A 14,095-nucleotide genomic window follows, 5' to 3' on the forward strand; every position below is an offset into this window, starting at 1 on the left:
AAGAGCATACTGAGCGGCTGCTGCCGTGTCAGTGAGGTCGCATTATAGAGATATAGATCACATTGGCAAGCGTTAATTACAATAAATATTAAAAAAACAGAATGAGATCAAAAAGCGAACAATCTAGGTGTATACCAGACAAAAACAAATGAAACCCGTTAATAATCAGTTTAAATGCTGTCTATTACTACAAAAGAGTATTCAGTAAACAAAAATAAGAGACATTTTTAAATTATCGGTATTAACGAATAAGAAGAAAGTTATTTTCAACATCAGAAAAAAATCTAGGAGGAATTAGGAATTAGGAATTAGGAATTAGGAATTAGGAATTAGGAATTAGGAATTAGGAATTAGGAATTAGGAATTATTCAGATGATAATTAAGAGCAATAAAAAAGCCAGAGCGTGAGCTCTGGCTTCTAATACTATTCTTCGTCAGCAGCTTCAACAGCTGGACGATCTACTAGTTCGATGTAAGCCATAGGAGCTTTATCGCCAGTACGTAGACCACATTTTAAGATTCGAGTATAACCGCCTGAACGGTTTTCGAAACGTGGGCCTAATTCTTTAAATAGTTTACCTACAACTTCATCGCTGCGGGTACGAGCAAATGCTAGACGACGGTTAGCTACGCTATCCGTTTTAGCAAGTGTAATTAGAGGCTCAACTACACGACGTAATTCTTTAGCTTTAGGCAGAGTCGTTTTAATGATCTCGTGGCTAACTAAAGAACATGCCATATTACGGAACATAGCCTGACGGTGGCTACTGTTACGATTTAGTTGACGACCACTCTTACGATGGCGCATGAACTTATCCTTCTTACAAAAATCTTTTGACTAGTGTTTACTATTCGTCCGCAATACTTGCAGGCGGCCAGTTTTCTAGGCGCATACCTAGAGAAAGACCACGTGAAGCTAGAACATCTTTAATTTCAGTTAAAGATTTCTTACCAAGGTTAGGCGTTTTAAGTAACTCAACCTCAGTACGCTGAACAAGATCACCAATATAGTGAATCGCTTCTGCTTTTAGGCAGTTAGCTGAACGAACAGTAAGTTCTAAATCATCAACAGGACGTAGCAGTATCGGATCGAACTCTGGTTTCTCTTCTTTCTGCTCTGGTTCCGTTACATCACGAAGATCAACGAAAGCATCAAGCTGTTCAGCCAGAATTGTAGCAGAACGACGAATAGCTTCTTCAGGATCTAATGTTCCATCAGTTTCCATATCGATTACTAACTTATCAAGGTTAGTACGTTGCTCTACACGAGCAGATTCAACATTGTAAGCGATACGGCTTACAGGGCTGAATGCAGCATCAACAAGCAAACGACCGATAGGGCGCTCTTCATCATCAGCATGAACACGTGCAGAAGCAGGTACGTAACCACGACCTTTTGCAACACGAATACGCATACTGATATCTGCTTGACCGGTTAAATTACAAATCACGTGTTCTGGATTTATAATCTCAACATCACCATCATGTGTGATGTCACCTGCCAATACAGGACCTGTACCTGACTTAGTTAACGTTAATAGCGCTTCGTCTTTGCCTTCAAGTTTGATTGCAAGACCTTTCAAGTTAAGAAGAATTTCAAGAACATCTTCTTGAACACCTTCTTTACTACTGTACTCGTGGAGTACGCCATCGATCTCAACTTCTGTTACAGCACAACCTGGCATAGAAGAAAGTAGAATACGACGTAAAGCGTTACCAAGAGTGTGACCAAAGCCACGCTCTAACGGTTCAAGTGTTACCTTGGCACGTGTTGAGCTAATTTGCTCAATATCAACAAGTCTTGGTCTTAGAAATTCTGTTACAGAACCCTGCATGTATGTCCTCTCTTATGAAGTTAACCTTACTTAGAGTAAAGTTCAACAATAAGCTGTTCGTTGATGTCTGCAGACAGATCAGAACGTTCAGGAACACGTTTGAAAACGCCTTCAAGTGTCTTACTGTCAACTTCAACCCAAGATGCTTTCTCACGCTGCTCTGAAATTTCAAGAGCTGAAGCGATACGAGCTTGCTTCTTAGCCTTCTCGCGAATGCTAACTGTATCGTTAACTTTCACTTTGTAAGAAGGGATATTTACAACTTTACCGTTTACAACGATTGCTTTGTGGCTTACTAACTGGCGCGATTCCGCACGAGTTGAACCAAAGCCCATACGATAAACAACGTTATCTAGACGGCCTTCTAATAAAGCAAGTAGGTTTTCACCAGTGTTGCCTTTCAGACGAGCAGCTTCTTTATATAAGTTACGGAATTGCTTTTCAAGTACACCGTACATACGACGAACTTTTTGCTTTTCACGTAGTTGTAAACCGTAGTCAGATAGACGAGGTTTACGAGCACCGTGTACACCAGGTGCGTTATCAATTTTACACTTAGATTCAATCGCACGTACGCCACTTTTCAAGAAAAGATCTGTACCTTCACGACGACTAAGCTTGAGCTTTGGGCCCAAATATCTAGCCATGTTCTTTCTCCAATATTCCTAAAAACGTTATACGCGACGCTTTTTAGGTGGACGACAACCATTGTGAGGGATTGGTGTAACATCAGTGATGTTAGTAATTTTATAACCAATCGCATTCAATGCACGAATAGAAGATTCACGACCAGGACCAGGGCCCTTAACCATAACTTCTAAGTTTTTCAGACCGTACTCTTTAGCCATTTCACCAGCACGCTCAGCAGCAACCTGCGCAGCGAATGGAGTTGACTTACGAGAACCACGGAAGCCTGAGCCGCCTGCAGTTGCCCAAGATAAAGCATTACCTTGGCGATCTGTGATTGTCACAATAGTGTTATTGAAAGAAGCATGAACGTGTGCAATACCGTCAGCAACTTGCTTTTTAACGCGCTTACGAGCGCGAGTTGGGGTTTTAGCCATTACTCGTCAGCTCCTATTTCTTGATAGCTTTACGCGGACCTTTACGGGTGCGCGCATTTGTTTTAGTGCGTTGACCACGTAGAGGTAAGCTGCGACGGTGACGAATACCACGGTAACAACCGAGGTCCATCAGACGCTTGATATTCATACTTACTTCACGACGTAGGTCACCTTCTACAGTGTATTTACCTACTTCTTCGCGAAGAAGTTCTAGTTGAGCTTCTTCTAGCTCTCTGATCTTAGCTGTTTCAGCGATACCAGTTGCAGCACAGATTGCTTTCGCACGTGTTGCACCAATACCGAAAACACCAGTCAGGGCAATGACTGTATGCTTTTGATCAGGAATGTTAATGCCGGCTATACGGGCCACTATACCACTCCACTTAAGGGTTTAAAAAAAAATTTTGCTCTCTTCGAAAAGCCCGTAAGGATACTCAGAAGAGAGATGTATTGCAATAGAAACTTGGGAATAGATTAACAAATCTAGCCCAAGCTTCTAAAACTGTTTAACCTTGGCGTTGTTTATGCTTTGGTTCAACACAGATTATACGAATTACACCGTGACGTTTGATCACTTTGCAATTACGACAAATCTTTTTAACAGATGCACGAACTTTCATTTCTTACTCCGTAACTGTTATAGGACATGCTCAAACTAATTTAGCGACCGTAGCCTTTTAAATTAGCTTTCTTAAGTACGTCACCATATTGATGAGACATCATATGGGTCTGAACTTGAGCCATAAAGTCCATGATTACCACAACCATAATAAGTAATGACGTTCCACCGAAATAGAACTGCACACCCATAGCTTGTGTCATGAACAATGGTACAAGACAAATGAATGTAATATACAAAGAACCCGCTAGAGTTAATCGTGACATTACTTTGTCTATATACCTTGAAGTTTGTTCGCCTGGTCTAATACCTGGGATGAACGCCCCGCTCTTCTTCAAGTTATCTGCCGTTTCACGTGGGTTAAATACCAACGCAGTATAGAAGAAACAGAAGAAGATAATTGCTGCTGCATAAAGCATTACATACAAAGGTTGTCCTGGCTGTAGAGCCAAGGAAATGTCAGTAAGAAAAGATAAACCTTCATTCTGACCGAACCATTGTGCAAGCGTTCCAGGAAACAAAATTATACTCGAAGCAAAAATAGCTGGAATAACACCGGCCATATTAAGCTTTAACGGTAAATGCGTGCTTTGAGCTGCAAAAACACGTCGTCCTTGTTGGCGTTTTGCGTAGTTTACCACAATTCTACGCTGACCGCGCTCTACAAATACAACAAAGTATGTAACAGCAAAAACAACACCAGCTAACACTAACAATAACAGACCGTGAAGGTTACCATCGATAACCTGCTCAACCGTTTGTCCGATAGCTGGCGGCATACCAGCAACAATACCTGCAAAAATTAATATTGAGATACCATTACCAATACCGCGTTCGGTAATTTGTTCACCTAACCACATTAAGAACATAGTACCAGTTACTAAACTTACTACTGCAGTAAAGTAAAAACTTAACCCTGGATTGTGGACAAGTCCATCAACCATGTTAGGTAAGCCTTTTGCAATACCAATAGCTTGGAAAGTACCTAAGAACAATGTTCCATAACGGGTATACTGGCTAATTTTACGTCGTCCTGCATCGCCGTCTTTTTTCAATTCGGCAAGTGTAGGATTAACAACAGTTAATAACTGAATGATAATAGAGGCCGAAATATACGGCATAATACCCAACGCAAAAATAGACGCTCGCTCAAGCGCACCACCAGAGAACATGTTAAACATTTCTAAGATGGTACCCTTTTGCGAATCAAACAGCGTAGCAAGTACAGAGGCATCAATACCAGGAATAGGAACAAAAGATCCTGCGCGGAAGACAATAATTGCCCCTAACACGAACCATAAACGACTTTTCAATTCTGATAAGCCACCTTGCGATTTATTCGTATCCAATCCTGGTTTTTTAGCCATTTGTACTATCCTTCGATTTGACCGCCTGCAGCAACAATCGCTTCAACAGCACCTTTCGTAGCTTTAATGCCACGAATAGTAACTGGTCGAGTGATTTCACCAGATAAAACAACTTTAACAAACTGGATGTTTTTAGTAACAAGACCAGCTGCTTTAAGCGTGTTTAAATCAACAACATCACCTTCAACTTTAGCGATTTCATTTAAACGTACTTCAGCTGTTACTAGCTGCTTACGTGAAGTGAAACCGAATTTAGGTAGACGTTGTTTCAAAGGCATTTGACCGCCTTCAAAACCAGGTCGAATACCGCCGCCTGAGCGAGATTTTTGACCTTTGTGACCACGACCACAAGTTTTGCCTAGACCAGAACCGATACCGCGGCCTACACGTTTAGCGCTTGGCTTAGAACCAGCTGCTGGAGATAAAGTATTTAAAAACATTACGCTTCCTCCACTTTAATCATGTAAGCTACTTTATTAATCATACCACGTACACATGCTGTATCTTCCAATTCAACAGTGTGGTTGATTTTACGAAGGCCTAAACCAACAAGTGTCGCACGGTGTTTAGGTAAACGACCGATTGCACTTTTAGTTTGAGTTACTTTAATTTTAGCCATGGTTTATTACCCCAGAATTTCTTTAACAGGTAGACCACGTTTAGCTGCGATTTGTTCTGGTGATGACATACCAGTAAGCGCGCCAATTGTAGCTCGTACAACGTTAATTGGGTTAGTAGAACCGTAACATTTAGAAAGTACGTCATGGATGCCTACAACTTCTAGTACTGCACGCATTGCACCGCCGGCAATGATACCTGTACCAGCTGATGCTGGACGCATGAATACTTTAGAACCAGAATGACGACCCTTAACTGGATGTTGAAGAGTCACACCATTTAGCTCAATGCTTACGATATTGCGTTTCGCTTTTTCCATTGCTTTTTGAATAGCAGCTGGAACTTCACGTGCTTTACCATAACCAAAACCAACGCGACCGTTACCGTCACCCACTACTGTAAGAGCAGTGAAACTGAAGATACGACCACCTTTAACAACTTTTGAAACACGGTTTACTGCAATTAATTTCTCTTGCAGATCACCGGTTTGGTTTTCAACTTTAGACATTTCCTACTCCTGCCTTAGAACTGAAGGCCAGCTTCACGAGCGGCGTCAGCTAGTGCTGCAACACGACCGTGATATTGGAAACCTGAACGATCGAAAGCAATTTTAGTAACGCCTTTTTCGATAGCTCGCTCAGCAATCAGTTTACCGATTACTTTAGCTGCTTCAACGTTACCACCATAGCTGATCATTTCACGAACTGCTTTTTCTGTTGTTGTAGCAGAAACCAATACTTCCGCATTCGGTGTAATAACCTGTGCATAAGTATGGCTTGGAGTGCGATTAACCACTAAACGTGTAGCACCCAATTCTTGCATTTTCTTACGTGCGCGAGTTGCGCGACGAAGACGTGCAGATTTCTTATCCATAGTATTACCCTACTTTTTCTTGGCTTCTTTACGACGCACAACTTCATCAGAATAACGAACACCTTTACCTTTATAAGGTTCAGGCGGACGGAATGCACGAATGTTAGCTGCAACTTGACCAACAGACTGTTTGTCAGCGCCAGTAATAACAATTTCAGTTTGGCTTGGGCAAACTGCAGTAATACCTTCTGGAAGGTTATAAACTACAGGATGTGAGAAACCTAACGTTAGGTTCACATCAGAACCTTTAACGTTTGCACGGTAACCAACACCATTTAGTTGAAGAGTTTTAGTAAAACCTTCAGCTACACCTTTAACCATGTTATTAACGTTAGCACGAGCTGTACCAGCTTGAGCCCAAGCATCTTTTACGCCTTCAACAGGACCAAAAGATACTTTTTCATCAGCGATCGTAAGAACAACAGATGAATTAACAACAGCAGTTAAAGAGCCTTTAGCGCCTTTAACAGTGATTTCCTGACCATTTAGAGAGATCTCTACGCCTGCAGGGATGGCAACGGGTGCTTTAGCAACACGAGACATATATAACCCCTTAAGAAACGTAGCAGATGATCTCGCCACCGATGCCAGCTTTACGAGCTGCACGGTCAGACATCATGCCTTTAGAAGTAGAAACGATAGCAACACCTAAGCCACCCATCACTTTTGGAAGATCATTACTTCCTTTGTAGATGCGTAAACCTGGGCGACTAACGCGCTCAATTTTTTCGATTACGTTTTTGCCTTCGAAATACTTCAAAGACACTTCAAGTTCAGCTTTCACTTCACCTGAAACAGCGTAACCATTAATGTAACCTTCTTCTTTAAGCACAGCTGCTAATGCAACTTTTTGCTTAGAACAAGGCATTTTAACTGCAACCTTAGAGGCTGACTGACCGTTACGGATGCGTGTTAGCATATCCGCAATAGGATCTTGCATGCTCATTTTCGTATACTCCCGAAATTAGTGACTTACCAACTAGCCTTTTTAAGACCTGGAACTTCACCACGCATCATGTGCTCACGTAGTTTGATACGGCTTAAGCCGAACTTACGTAGGTAGCCATGAGGGCGGCCAGTGATGTTACAGCGATTACGCTGACGACTTTCACTAGAATCACGAGGTAACGATTGCAATTTAAGAACTGCATTCCAACGATCTTCGTCTGAAGTATTTACACCAGAGATGATTGCTTTTAATTCAGCACGTTTCTCAGCGTATTTTTTTACTAGCTTCGCGCGTTTTACGTCGCGCGCTTTCATTGATTGCTTAGCCATGACCCTACCTTACTTACGGAATGGGAAATTAAAGGCAGTCAGCAGAGCGTGACCTTCTTCATCAGATTTCGCAGTAGTAGTGATAGTAATATCCATACCACGAATTTTATCGATTTTATCGTAATCGATTTCTGGGAAGATGATTTGCTCGCGAACACCCATACTATAGTTACCACGACCATCGAACGATTTAGGGTTCAGGCCACGGAAATCGCGGATACGTGGAATTGAGATGCCGATTAGGCGCTCAAAGAATTCCCACATACGCTCACCACGTAGGGTAACTTTACAACCAATAGGATATCCTTCACGGATCTTAAAGCCAGCAACGGATTTACGAGCTTTAGTAATCAATGGTTTTTGACCAGAAATTGCAGCCATATCAGCAGCAGCATTTTCTAATACTTTTTTATCATTGATTGCTTCGCCCACACCCATGTTAAGGGTGATCTTTTCAATCCGAGGGACTTGCATGATAGATTTATAGCCGAACTTAGTTTTAAGTTCAGACGCTACCGTCTCTTTGTAGTATTCATGCAGTTTCGCCACAGTTAACTCCAATTAAACAAGTTCATTAGTAGATTTGAAGAAACGAACTTTTTTGCCGTCTTCAAATCGGAAACCGACACGATCAGCCTTGCTTGTTGCAGGGTTGAATAGTGCCACGTTTGATGCGTCTAAAGCTGCTTCTTTCTCAACAATACCGCCAGCTACACCCAATTGTGGGTTTGGCTTTTGGTGTTTCTTGATAAGATTAACGCCTTCAACGAATATTTTACCGTCTGCTCTTACTTCAGTAACTTTGCCTTGTTTACCAGCATCTTTACCTGCAACAACGATAACTTCATCATTTTTTAAAATTTTAGCTGCCATTTTTCGTTCCTTTATAGTACTTCTGGTGCCAGAGATACGATTTTCATGAACTGATCAGTACGTAGTTCACGAGTAACTGGGCCAAAGATACGAGTACCGATCGGCGCGCCGTTAGCATTAAGCATAACAGCTGCGTTACGGTCGAAACGGATAGCTGCACCGTCTGTACGACGGATTGCTGACCTAGTACGCACAACCACTGCGTTTAGAACATCACCTTTTTTTACTTTACCGCGAGGAATTGCTTCCTTCACTGTAACTTTGATGATGTCACCAACACGTGCATAGCGGCGGTGCGAACCACCTAGGACCTTGATACACTGAACGCGACGTGCGCCTGAGTTATCGGCTACGTCCAACGTAGACTGCATTTGGATCATTATTAGTGCTCCGCAATAATTCCACTTAGTCCAACATGAACTAAACGGCTCCCCTCTATCTCAAGAGGTGGCGCATTATAACACCACGGCTTTGAAAAAAGCAACGGGAATCGACTAAAAAACAAACGACCCCATAAGAGGAGCCGTTATATATAATGTAGAACTCAGTATAAACTTAAAATTAAGCTTTTACTAATACTTCTACTAATGTCCAAGTTTTAAGCTTAGACACTGGACGAGTTTCACGAATAGTTACAACATCATTTAGTTGACATTCGTTGTTCTCATCATGTGCGTGTAGTTTAGTAGTACGCTTGATGAACTTACCGTATAACGGATGTTTCACTTTACGTTCTACTGCAACAACGATAGTTTTATCACCTTTGTTGCTAACAACACGACCCTGTACAGTACGAATAGTGCTCATATTATACACCCGCCTTTTCGTTCAGGATGGTCTTAACACGCGCGATATCGCGACGTACATTTTTGATTAAATGCGTTTGTGCTAGTTGGCCAGTACTTAACTGCATACGTAAGTTAAATTGCTCACGTAGTAGGTTAAGTAACTCAGCGTTTAGCTCTTCAACATTTTTTTGTTTAAGTTCGCTAGCGTTCATTACATTACCGTCTTAGTTACGAAAGTTGTAGAAATTGGAAGTTTCGCATCAGCTAGGCTGAATGCTTCACGTGCCAATTCTTCAGGAACTCCAGCCATTTCATAAAGGATTTTGCCAGGTTGTACTTGGCAAACCCAATATTCAACGCTACCTTTACCTTTACCTTGACGTACTTCAAGCGGCTTTTGTGTAATCGGCTTGTCTGGGAACACACGGATCCAGATTTGACCTTGACGCTTAACGTGACGAGTCATAGCACGACGTGCTGCTTCGATTTGACGAGCAGTAATTCGACCACGACCAGTAGCTTTAAGACCGAATTCGCCGAAAGTTACGTTTCCGCCTTTTGCAAGACCGCGGTTACGGCCTTTATGCATTTTGCGGAACTTCATGCGTTTTGGTTGCAACATATCAGAGTCTCCTATTTAGCAGCTTTAGGGCCACGACTGCGACGTTTAGGCTTCGAAGGTGCTTCAACTTCTTGAGTAAGTGGTAACTTACCTAGAACTTCACCTTTAAAGATCCAAACTTTCACACCAATGATGCCGTAAGTTGTAAGAGCTTCTGCAGTTGAGTAATCGATATCTGCACGAAGTGTATGTAGAGGCACACGGCCTTCACGATACCATTCAGCACGAGCGATTTCTGCGCCGCCTAAACGACCGCTAACTTGAACTTTAATACCCTTAGCACCTAAACGCATTGCATTTTGTACTGCACGCTTCATAGCGCGACGGAACATAACACGACGTTCAAGTTGAGAAGCGATACCTTCAGCTACTAATTTAGCATCTAGTTCAGGCTTACGGATTTCTGCGATATTGATTTGTGCAGAAGTACCAGTCATCTTAGCGATAGCATTACGTAGTTTTTCTACGTCTTCGCCTTTCTTACCGATAACAACACCAGGACGAGCAGTGTGAATAGTCACACGGATGCTTTTCGCTGGACGTTCGATAACGATACGTGAAACAGATGCATTTTTCAGTTTCTTAGTAAGGAACTGACGTACTTCGAAATCACCGTACAAATTGTCGGCGAAGTCTTTAGTATTCGCAAACCAAGTAGAGTTAAACTGCTTGGTGATACCTAGGCGAATACCATTTGGATGAACTTTCTGACCCATTGTTTTCTCCTAGTCTCTTAGCGTGTTGCTACAACAATTGTGATGTGGCTAGTACGCTTCAAGATGCGATCTGCACGACCTTTAGCACGTGGCATGATACGCTTCATAGTAGGACCGGCGTCAACAAACGCTGTAGCTACTACTAACTCATCAATATCCGCACCTTCGTTGTGTTCAGCGTTTGCGATAGCTGACTCAAGAACTTTTTTAACTTGTACAGCAGCTTTTTTAGTGCTGAAAGTTAAAACTTCAAGAGCTTTATCCACTGGTAAACCACGAATAAGGTCAATGACCAAACGTGCTTTCTGTGGAGAGCCTGAGGCGAAACGGTGTTTAGCTAATGCTTCCATCTAATTTCTCCTAACGCTTTTTAGCTTTCTTATCTGCAGCATGGCCGCGATAAGTACGAGTCGGTGCGAATTCGCCTAACTTATGACCAATCATTTCGTCAGTAACGAAAACTGGTACATGTTGACGACCATTATGGACAGCGATGGTCAGACCAATCATATTTGGAATGATCATAGAACGACGGGACCAAGTCTTAACTGGTTTTTTTTCCCCGCTTTCCACCGCTTTCTCTACCTTCTTCAGCAAGTGTAGGTCTATGAAAGGACCCTTCTTGAGAGAACGTGGCATGGTGATACCTCTATAAAATTACTTGTTGCGACGACGTACGATAAGTTTATCAGTACGCTTGTTCTTACGAGTTTTGTAACCCTTAGTTGGCATACCCCAAGGTGATACCGGATGACGGCCACCAGAAGTACGACCTTCACCACCACCGTGTGGGTGATCAACAGGGTTCATTACAACACCACGTACTGTTGGGCGAACACCGCGCCAGCGGCTAGCACCAGCTTTACCAAGTTGGCGAAGCATGTGTTCTGCGTTACCAACTTCACCAATCGTTGCACGACAATCAACTAATACTTTACGCATTTCGCCAGAGCGAAGACGTAGAGTAACGTATGAGTTATCACGAGCAATGATTTGTACGTATGTACCAGCAGAACGTGCAATTTGAGCACCTTTACCTGGCTTCATTTCCACAGCGTGTACAGTTGTACCTACTGGGATGTTACGCATTGGTAATGTGTTACCAGCTTTAATAGCTGCATCAACACCAGAAACAATAGTATCACCAGCTTGCATACCTTTAGCAGCTAGAACGTAACGACGTTCACCATCTGCGTAAAGAGCAAGTGCAATGTTTGCAGAACGGTTTGGATCATATTCCAAACGCTCAACAGTTGCAGGGATACCATCTTTATCATTACGTTTTAAGTCAATGATACGGTAATGTTGCTTATGACCGCCGCCGTGATGACGAACAGTAATACGACCGTTATTATTACGGCCACCAGATTTAGATTTTTTCTCTAAAAGTGGAGCATGTGGTTTGCCTTTATGCAAATCCGGGTTCACTACCTTAACAAGGTGGCGACGACCTGGAGAAGTAGGCTTACACTTAACAATAGCCATTATTCAGAATCCCCTTGATTATTCAGCACTGCCGAAATCGATGTCAGCGCCGTCAGCTAGAGTAACGTAAGCTTTTTTGATGTCTGAACGACGGCCAAAACGAGCGCCAGTGCGCTTAGTTTTACCTTTCAGTACCAATGTGCTTACATTTTTAACTTCAACTTCAAAAAGTTTTGCAATAGCTGCTTTAATTTCAGCTTTAGTTGCATCTAGTGCAACCTTGAAAACGATTGTGTTGTTGTTTTCAGCAGACATAGTGCTCTTTTCAGAGATATGTGGCGCTAGGATAACTTTCAATAAACGTTCTTCACTGATCATTTTAAGTTCTCCTCAATCTGCTTAACTGCAGCAGCAGTCATAACAACTTTGTTGAATGCGATAAGGCTAACTGGATCAATACCAGCAACATCACGAACATCAACTTTGTAAAGGTTACGAGCAGCTAAGAATAAGTTCTCATCAACTTCAGCACCTACGATTAGAACGTCGTTCAGATCGAAGTCTTTCAGTTTAGCAACTAATTCTTTAGTCTTAGGTGTTTCAACAGCGAACTGCTCAACAACAATAAGACGCTCTTGACGTACCAATTCAGAAAGGATGCTTTTGATCGCTCCACGGTACATCTTAGTGTTAACTTTTTGGCTGTGGTCCTGTGGACGCGCAGCAAAAGTTACACCACCTTTACGCCAGATCGGGCTGCTTGCAGTACCTGCACGAGCACGACCAGTACCTTTTTGACGCCATGGTTTTTTACCACCACCTGCAACGTCAGAACGGTTTTTCTGTGCACGAGTACCTTGACGCGCGCCAGCAGCATACGCTGTAACTACCTGGTGAACCAGAGCTTCATTAAACTCACGTCCGAAGGTAGTTTCTGAAACTTCAAGAGCACCTTGTGCGTCTTTCAATATCAATTCCATTACTAATTCCTCGGATTAAGCTTTAACAGCTGGTTTGATAATTACGTTGCCGTTGATCGCACCTGGAATAGCACCTTTAACAAGTACTAGGTTACGTTCACTATCAACACGTACCACATCTAGAGACATGATCGTAACACGCTCAGCTCCCATGTGACCTGCCATTTTCTTGCCTTTAAATACGCGACCTGGAGTTTGGCATTGGCCAATTGAACCCGGTGCACGGTGAGCAAGAGAGTTACCGTGAGTAGCATCTTGCATAGCAAAGTTCCAACGTTTAATAACGCCTGCGAAACCTTTACCTTTAGATGTACCTGTAACGTCTACTTTAGTCGTTTCAGCAAAAATGTCTACGTTTAGCTCAGCGCCAACTTCAACAGATTCACCTTCGCCTGTTTCCAGACGGAATTCCCAAAGGCCACGACCAGCTTCAACTTTAGCTTTAGCGAAATGACCCGCTTCTGGCTTGTTTACTCTGCTAGCTTTTTTCGTGCCAGTGGTCACTTGAAGTGCGCGGTAACCGTCAATTTCAAGTGTTTTAACTTGAGTAACGCGGTTAGGCTCACATTCAATAACGGATACTGGGATAGATACGCCATCTTCAGTGAAGATACGTGTCATACCAACTTTACGTCCGATTAGACCAATCATTATAATAACCTCAATATAAATCGTTGTTTTAGAACTTACTAGCCAAGGCTGATTTGAACATCAACACCAGCAGCTAGATCTAAACGCATAAGAGCGTCAACGGTTTTTTCTGTTGGCTCAACGATGTCAACCAGGCGCTTGTGAGTACGAATTTCGTACTGGTCACGCGCATCTTTGTTAACGTGCGGAGAAGTAAGCACTGTGAAACGCTCTTTGCGAGTTGGTAGTGGAATAGGACCACGTACTTGCGCGCCAGTGCGTTTTGCAGTTTCAACGATTTCCGCTGTAGACTGATCGATAAGACGATGATCGAACGCTTTTAAGCGGATACGGATTCTTTGGTTCTGCATTAGACCAGAGCTCCAATAAAGTTAAACACACAAAAA

General features: G+C 42.5%; 28 protein-coding genes. All 28 read right to left on the reverse strand.

Annotated features, from left to right (window positions below; all coding sequences use genetic code 11):
• Positions 1 to 424 precede the first annotated feature (424 nt).
• Positions 425 to 808 carry a 50S ribosomal protein L17 gene (rplQ, locus tag BT797_RS12925; RefSeq protein WP_019442281.1) on the reverse strand — a complete coding sequence of 128 codons (384 nt, stop codon included), beginning with the start codon at positions 806 to 808 and terminating at the stop codon, positions 425 to 427.
• 40 nt (positions 809 to 848) lie between these two features.
• Positions 849 to 1,835, reverse strand: a complete 987-nt coding sequence (locus tag BT797_RS12930; protein WP_045112202.1) for a DNA-directed RNA polymerase subunit alpha — start codon at positions 1,833 to 1,835, stop codon at positions 849 to 851.
• A 26-nt stretch (positions 1,836 to 1,861) separates the two neighbouring features.
• The gene (rpsD, locus tag BT797_RS12935) at positions 1,862 to 2,482 is read right to left on the reverse strand and encodes a 30S ribosomal protein S4 (RefSeq protein WP_045112203.1); all 621 of its coding nucleotides are present in this window, start codon (positions 2,480 to 2,482) and stop codon (positions 1,862 to 1,864) included.
• A 27-nt stretch (positions 2,483 to 2,509) separates the two neighbouring features.
• The gene (gene rpsK, locus BT797_RS12940; protein ID WP_017223604.1) at positions 2,510 to 2,899 is read right to left on the reverse strand and encodes a 30S ribosomal protein S11; all 390 of its coding nucleotides are present in this window, start codon (positions 2,897 to 2,899) and stop codon (positions 2,510 to 2,512) included.
• A gap of 13 nt (positions 2,900 to 2,912) precedes the next feature.
• Complete coding sequence (rpsM, locus tag BT797_RS12945) at positions 2,913 to 3,269, reverse strand: 30S ribosomal protein S13 (RefSeq protein ID WP_045112204.1); 357 nt, start codon at positions 3,267 to 3,269, stop codon at positions 2,913 to 2,915.
• A gap of 136 nt (positions 3,270 to 3,405) precedes the next feature.
• Positions 3,406 to 3,519, reverse strand: a complete 114-nt coding sequence (gene rpmJ, locus BT797_RS12950; RefSeq protein ID WP_045112205.1) for a 50S ribosomal protein L36 — start codon at positions 3,517 to 3,519, stop codon at positions 3,406 to 3,408.
• Between the two features lie 40 nt (positions 3,520 to 3,559).
• Positions 3,560 to 4,885 (reverse strand): preprotein translocase subunit SecY, encoded by a 1,326-nt coding sequence (gene secY, locus BT797_RS12955; protein WP_045112206.1) that lies wholly within the window; start codon positions 4,883 to 4,885, stop codon positions 3,560 to 3,562.
• A 5-nt stretch (positions 4,886 to 4,890) separates the two neighbouring features.
• Complete coding sequence (gene rplO / locus BT797_RS12960) at positions 4,891 to 5,325, reverse strand: 50S ribosomal protein L15 (protein ID WP_045112207.1); 435 nt, start codon at positions 5,323 to 5,325, stop codon at positions 4,891 to 4,893.
• The gene (gene rpmD / locus BT797_RS12965) at positions 5,325 to 5,504 is read right to left on the reverse strand and encodes a 50S ribosomal protein L30 (protein ID WP_045112208.1); all 180 of its coding nucleotides are present in this window, start codon (positions 5,502 to 5,504) and stop codon (positions 5,325 to 5,327) included. Before rpmD ends, rplO begins: the two co-directional genes overlap by 1 nt.
• Before the next feature lie 6 nt (positions 5,505 to 5,510).
• The gene (gene rpsE / locus BT797_RS12970) at positions 5,511 to 6,011 is read right to left on the reverse strand and encodes a 30S ribosomal protein S5 (RefSeq protein WP_017223599.1); all 501 of its coding nucleotides are present in this window, start codon (positions 6,009 to 6,011) and stop codon (positions 5,511 to 5,513) included.
• 14 nt (positions 6,012 to 6,025) lie between these two features.
• The gene (gene rplR, locus BT797_RS12975; RefSeq protein WP_045112209.1) at positions 6,026 to 6,376 is read right to left on the reverse strand and encodes a 50S ribosomal protein L18; all 351 of its coding nucleotides are present in this window, start codon (positions 6,374 to 6,376) and stop codon (positions 6,026 to 6,028) included.
• 9 nt (positions 6,377 to 6,385) lie between these two features.
• Positions 6,386 to 6,919 (reverse strand): 50S ribosomal protein L6, encoded by a 534-nt coding sequence (gene rplF / locus BT797_RS12980; protein ID WP_045112210.1) that lies wholly within the window; start codon positions 6,917 to 6,919, stop codon positions 6,386 to 6,388.
• A gap of 10 nt (positions 6,920 to 6,929) precedes the next feature.
• Positions 6,930 to 7,322 carry a 30S ribosomal protein S8 gene (rpsH, locus tag BT797_RS12985; RefSeq protein WP_045112211.1) on the reverse strand — a complete coding sequence of 131 codons (393 nt, stop codon included), beginning with the start codon at positions 7,320 to 7,322 and terminating at the stop codon, positions 6,930 to 6,932.
• Between the two features lie 26 nt (positions 7,323 to 7,348).
• Positions 7,349 to 7,654, reverse strand: a complete 306-nt coding sequence (gene rpsN, locus BT797_RS12990; protein WP_045112212.1) for a 30S ribosomal protein S14 — start codon at positions 7,652 to 7,654, stop codon at positions 7,349 to 7,351.
• 9 nt (positions 7,655 to 7,663) lie between these two features.
• The gene (gene rplE, locus BT797_RS12995; protein ID WP_045112213.1) at positions 7,664 to 8,203 is read right to left on the reverse strand and encodes a 50S ribosomal protein L5; all 540 of its coding nucleotides are present in this window, start codon (positions 8,201 to 8,203) and stop codon (positions 7,664 to 7,666) included.
• Positions 8,204 to 8,215: 12 nt separating this feature from the next.
• Entirely contained in the window at positions 8,216 to 8,527 is a 312-nt protein-coding gene (gene rplX, locus BT797_RS13000; protein ID WP_045112214.1) for a 50S ribosomal protein L24, read from the reverse strand.
• An 11-nt stretch (positions 8,528 to 8,538) separates the two neighbouring features.
• Positions 8,539 to 8,907, reverse strand: a complete 369-nt coding sequence (gene rplN / locus BT797_RS13005; RefSeq protein ID WP_019442269.1) for a 50S ribosomal protein L14 — start codon at positions 8,905 to 8,907, stop codon at positions 8,539 to 8,541.
• A 181-nt stretch (positions 8,908 to 9,088) separates the two neighbouring features.
• The gene (gene rpsQ / locus BT797_RS13010; protein ID WP_045112215.1) at positions 9,089 to 9,334 is read right to left on the reverse strand and encodes a 30S ribosomal protein S17; all 246 of its coding nucleotides are present in this window, start codon (positions 9,332 to 9,334) and stop codon (positions 9,089 to 9,091) included.
• A gap of 1 nt (position 9,335) precedes the next feature.
• Positions 9,336 to 9,527, reverse strand: a complete 192-nt coding sequence (rpmC, locus tag BT797_RS13015) for a 50S ribosomal protein L29 (protein WP_006034643.1) — start codon at positions 9,525 to 9,527, stop codon at positions 9,336 to 9,338.
• Positions 9,527 to 9,937: a 50S ribosomal protein L16 gene (rplP, locus tag BT797_RS13020; protein ID WP_019442267.1), complete on the reverse strand. Its 411-nt coding sequence runs from the start codon at positions 9,935 to 9,937 to the stop codon at positions 9,527 to 9,529. Before rplP ends, rpmC begins: the two co-directional genes overlap by 1 nt.
• 11 nt (positions 9,938 to 9,948) lie before the next feature.
• On the reverse strand, positions 9,949 to 10,653 hold the full coding sequence (rpsC, locus tag BT797_RS13025; protein WP_019442266.1) for a 30S ribosomal protein S3: 705 nt from the start codon (positions 10,651 to 10,653) through the stop codon (positions 9,949 to 9,951).
• A gap of 17 nt (positions 10,654 to 10,670) precedes the next feature.
• A complete protein-coding gene (rplV, locus tag BT797_RS13030; protein WP_045112216.1) occupies positions 10,671 to 11,003 on the reverse strand; it encodes a 50S ribosomal protein L22 in 333 nt (110 codons plus the stop codon).
• 10 nt (positions 11,004 to 11,013) lie between these two features.
• The gene (rpsS, locus tag BT797_RS13035) at positions 11,014 to 11,292 is read right to left on the reverse strand and encodes a 30S ribosomal protein S19 (protein ID WP_019442264.1); all 279 of its coding nucleotides are present in this window, start codon (positions 11,290 to 11,292) and stop codon (positions 11,014 to 11,016) included.
• Positions 11,293 to 11,310: 18 nt separating this feature from the next.
• On the reverse strand, positions 11,311 to 12,138 hold the full coding sequence (gene rplB, locus BT797_RS13040; RefSeq protein ID WP_045112217.1) for a 50S ribosomal protein L2: 828 nt from the start codon (positions 12,136 to 12,138) through the stop codon (positions 11,311 to 11,313).
• Between the two features lie 18 nt (positions 12,139 to 12,156).
• Positions 12,157 to 12,456, reverse strand: coding sequence for a 50S ribosomal protein L23 (gene rplW, locus BT797_RS13045; RefSeq protein ID WP_019442262.1), 300 nt, complete (start codon positions 12,454 to 12,456; stop codon positions 12,157 to 12,159).
• A complete protein-coding gene (rplD, locus tag BT797_RS13050) occupies positions 12,453 to 13,058 on the reverse strand; it encodes a 50S ribosomal protein L4 (protein ID WP_019442261.1) in 606 nt (201 codons plus the stop codon). Before rplD ends, rplW begins: the two co-directional genes overlap by 4 nt.
• A 15-nt stretch (positions 13,059 to 13,073) precedes the next feature.
• Positions 13,074 to 13,712, reverse strand: coding sequence for a 50S ribosomal protein L3 (gene rplC / locus BT797_RS13055; protein WP_211705493.1), 639 nt, complete (start codon positions 13,710 to 13,712; stop codon positions 13,074 to 13,076).
• A 35-nt stretch (positions 13,713 to 13,747) separates the two neighbouring features.
• A complete protein-coding gene (rpsJ, locus tag BT797_RS13060) occupies positions 13,748 to 14,059 on the reverse strand; it encodes a 30S ribosomal protein S10 (RefSeq protein ID WP_017223583.1) in 312 nt (103 codons plus the stop codon).
• Positions 14,060 to 14,095: the final 36 nt, after the last annotated feature.

It is taken from the genome of Moritella viscosa (genome assembly GCF_900120065.1).
Taxonomy (GTDB): domain Bacteria; phylum Pseudomonadota; class Gammaproteobacteria; order Enterobacterales; family Moritellaceae; genus Moritella; species Moritella viscosa.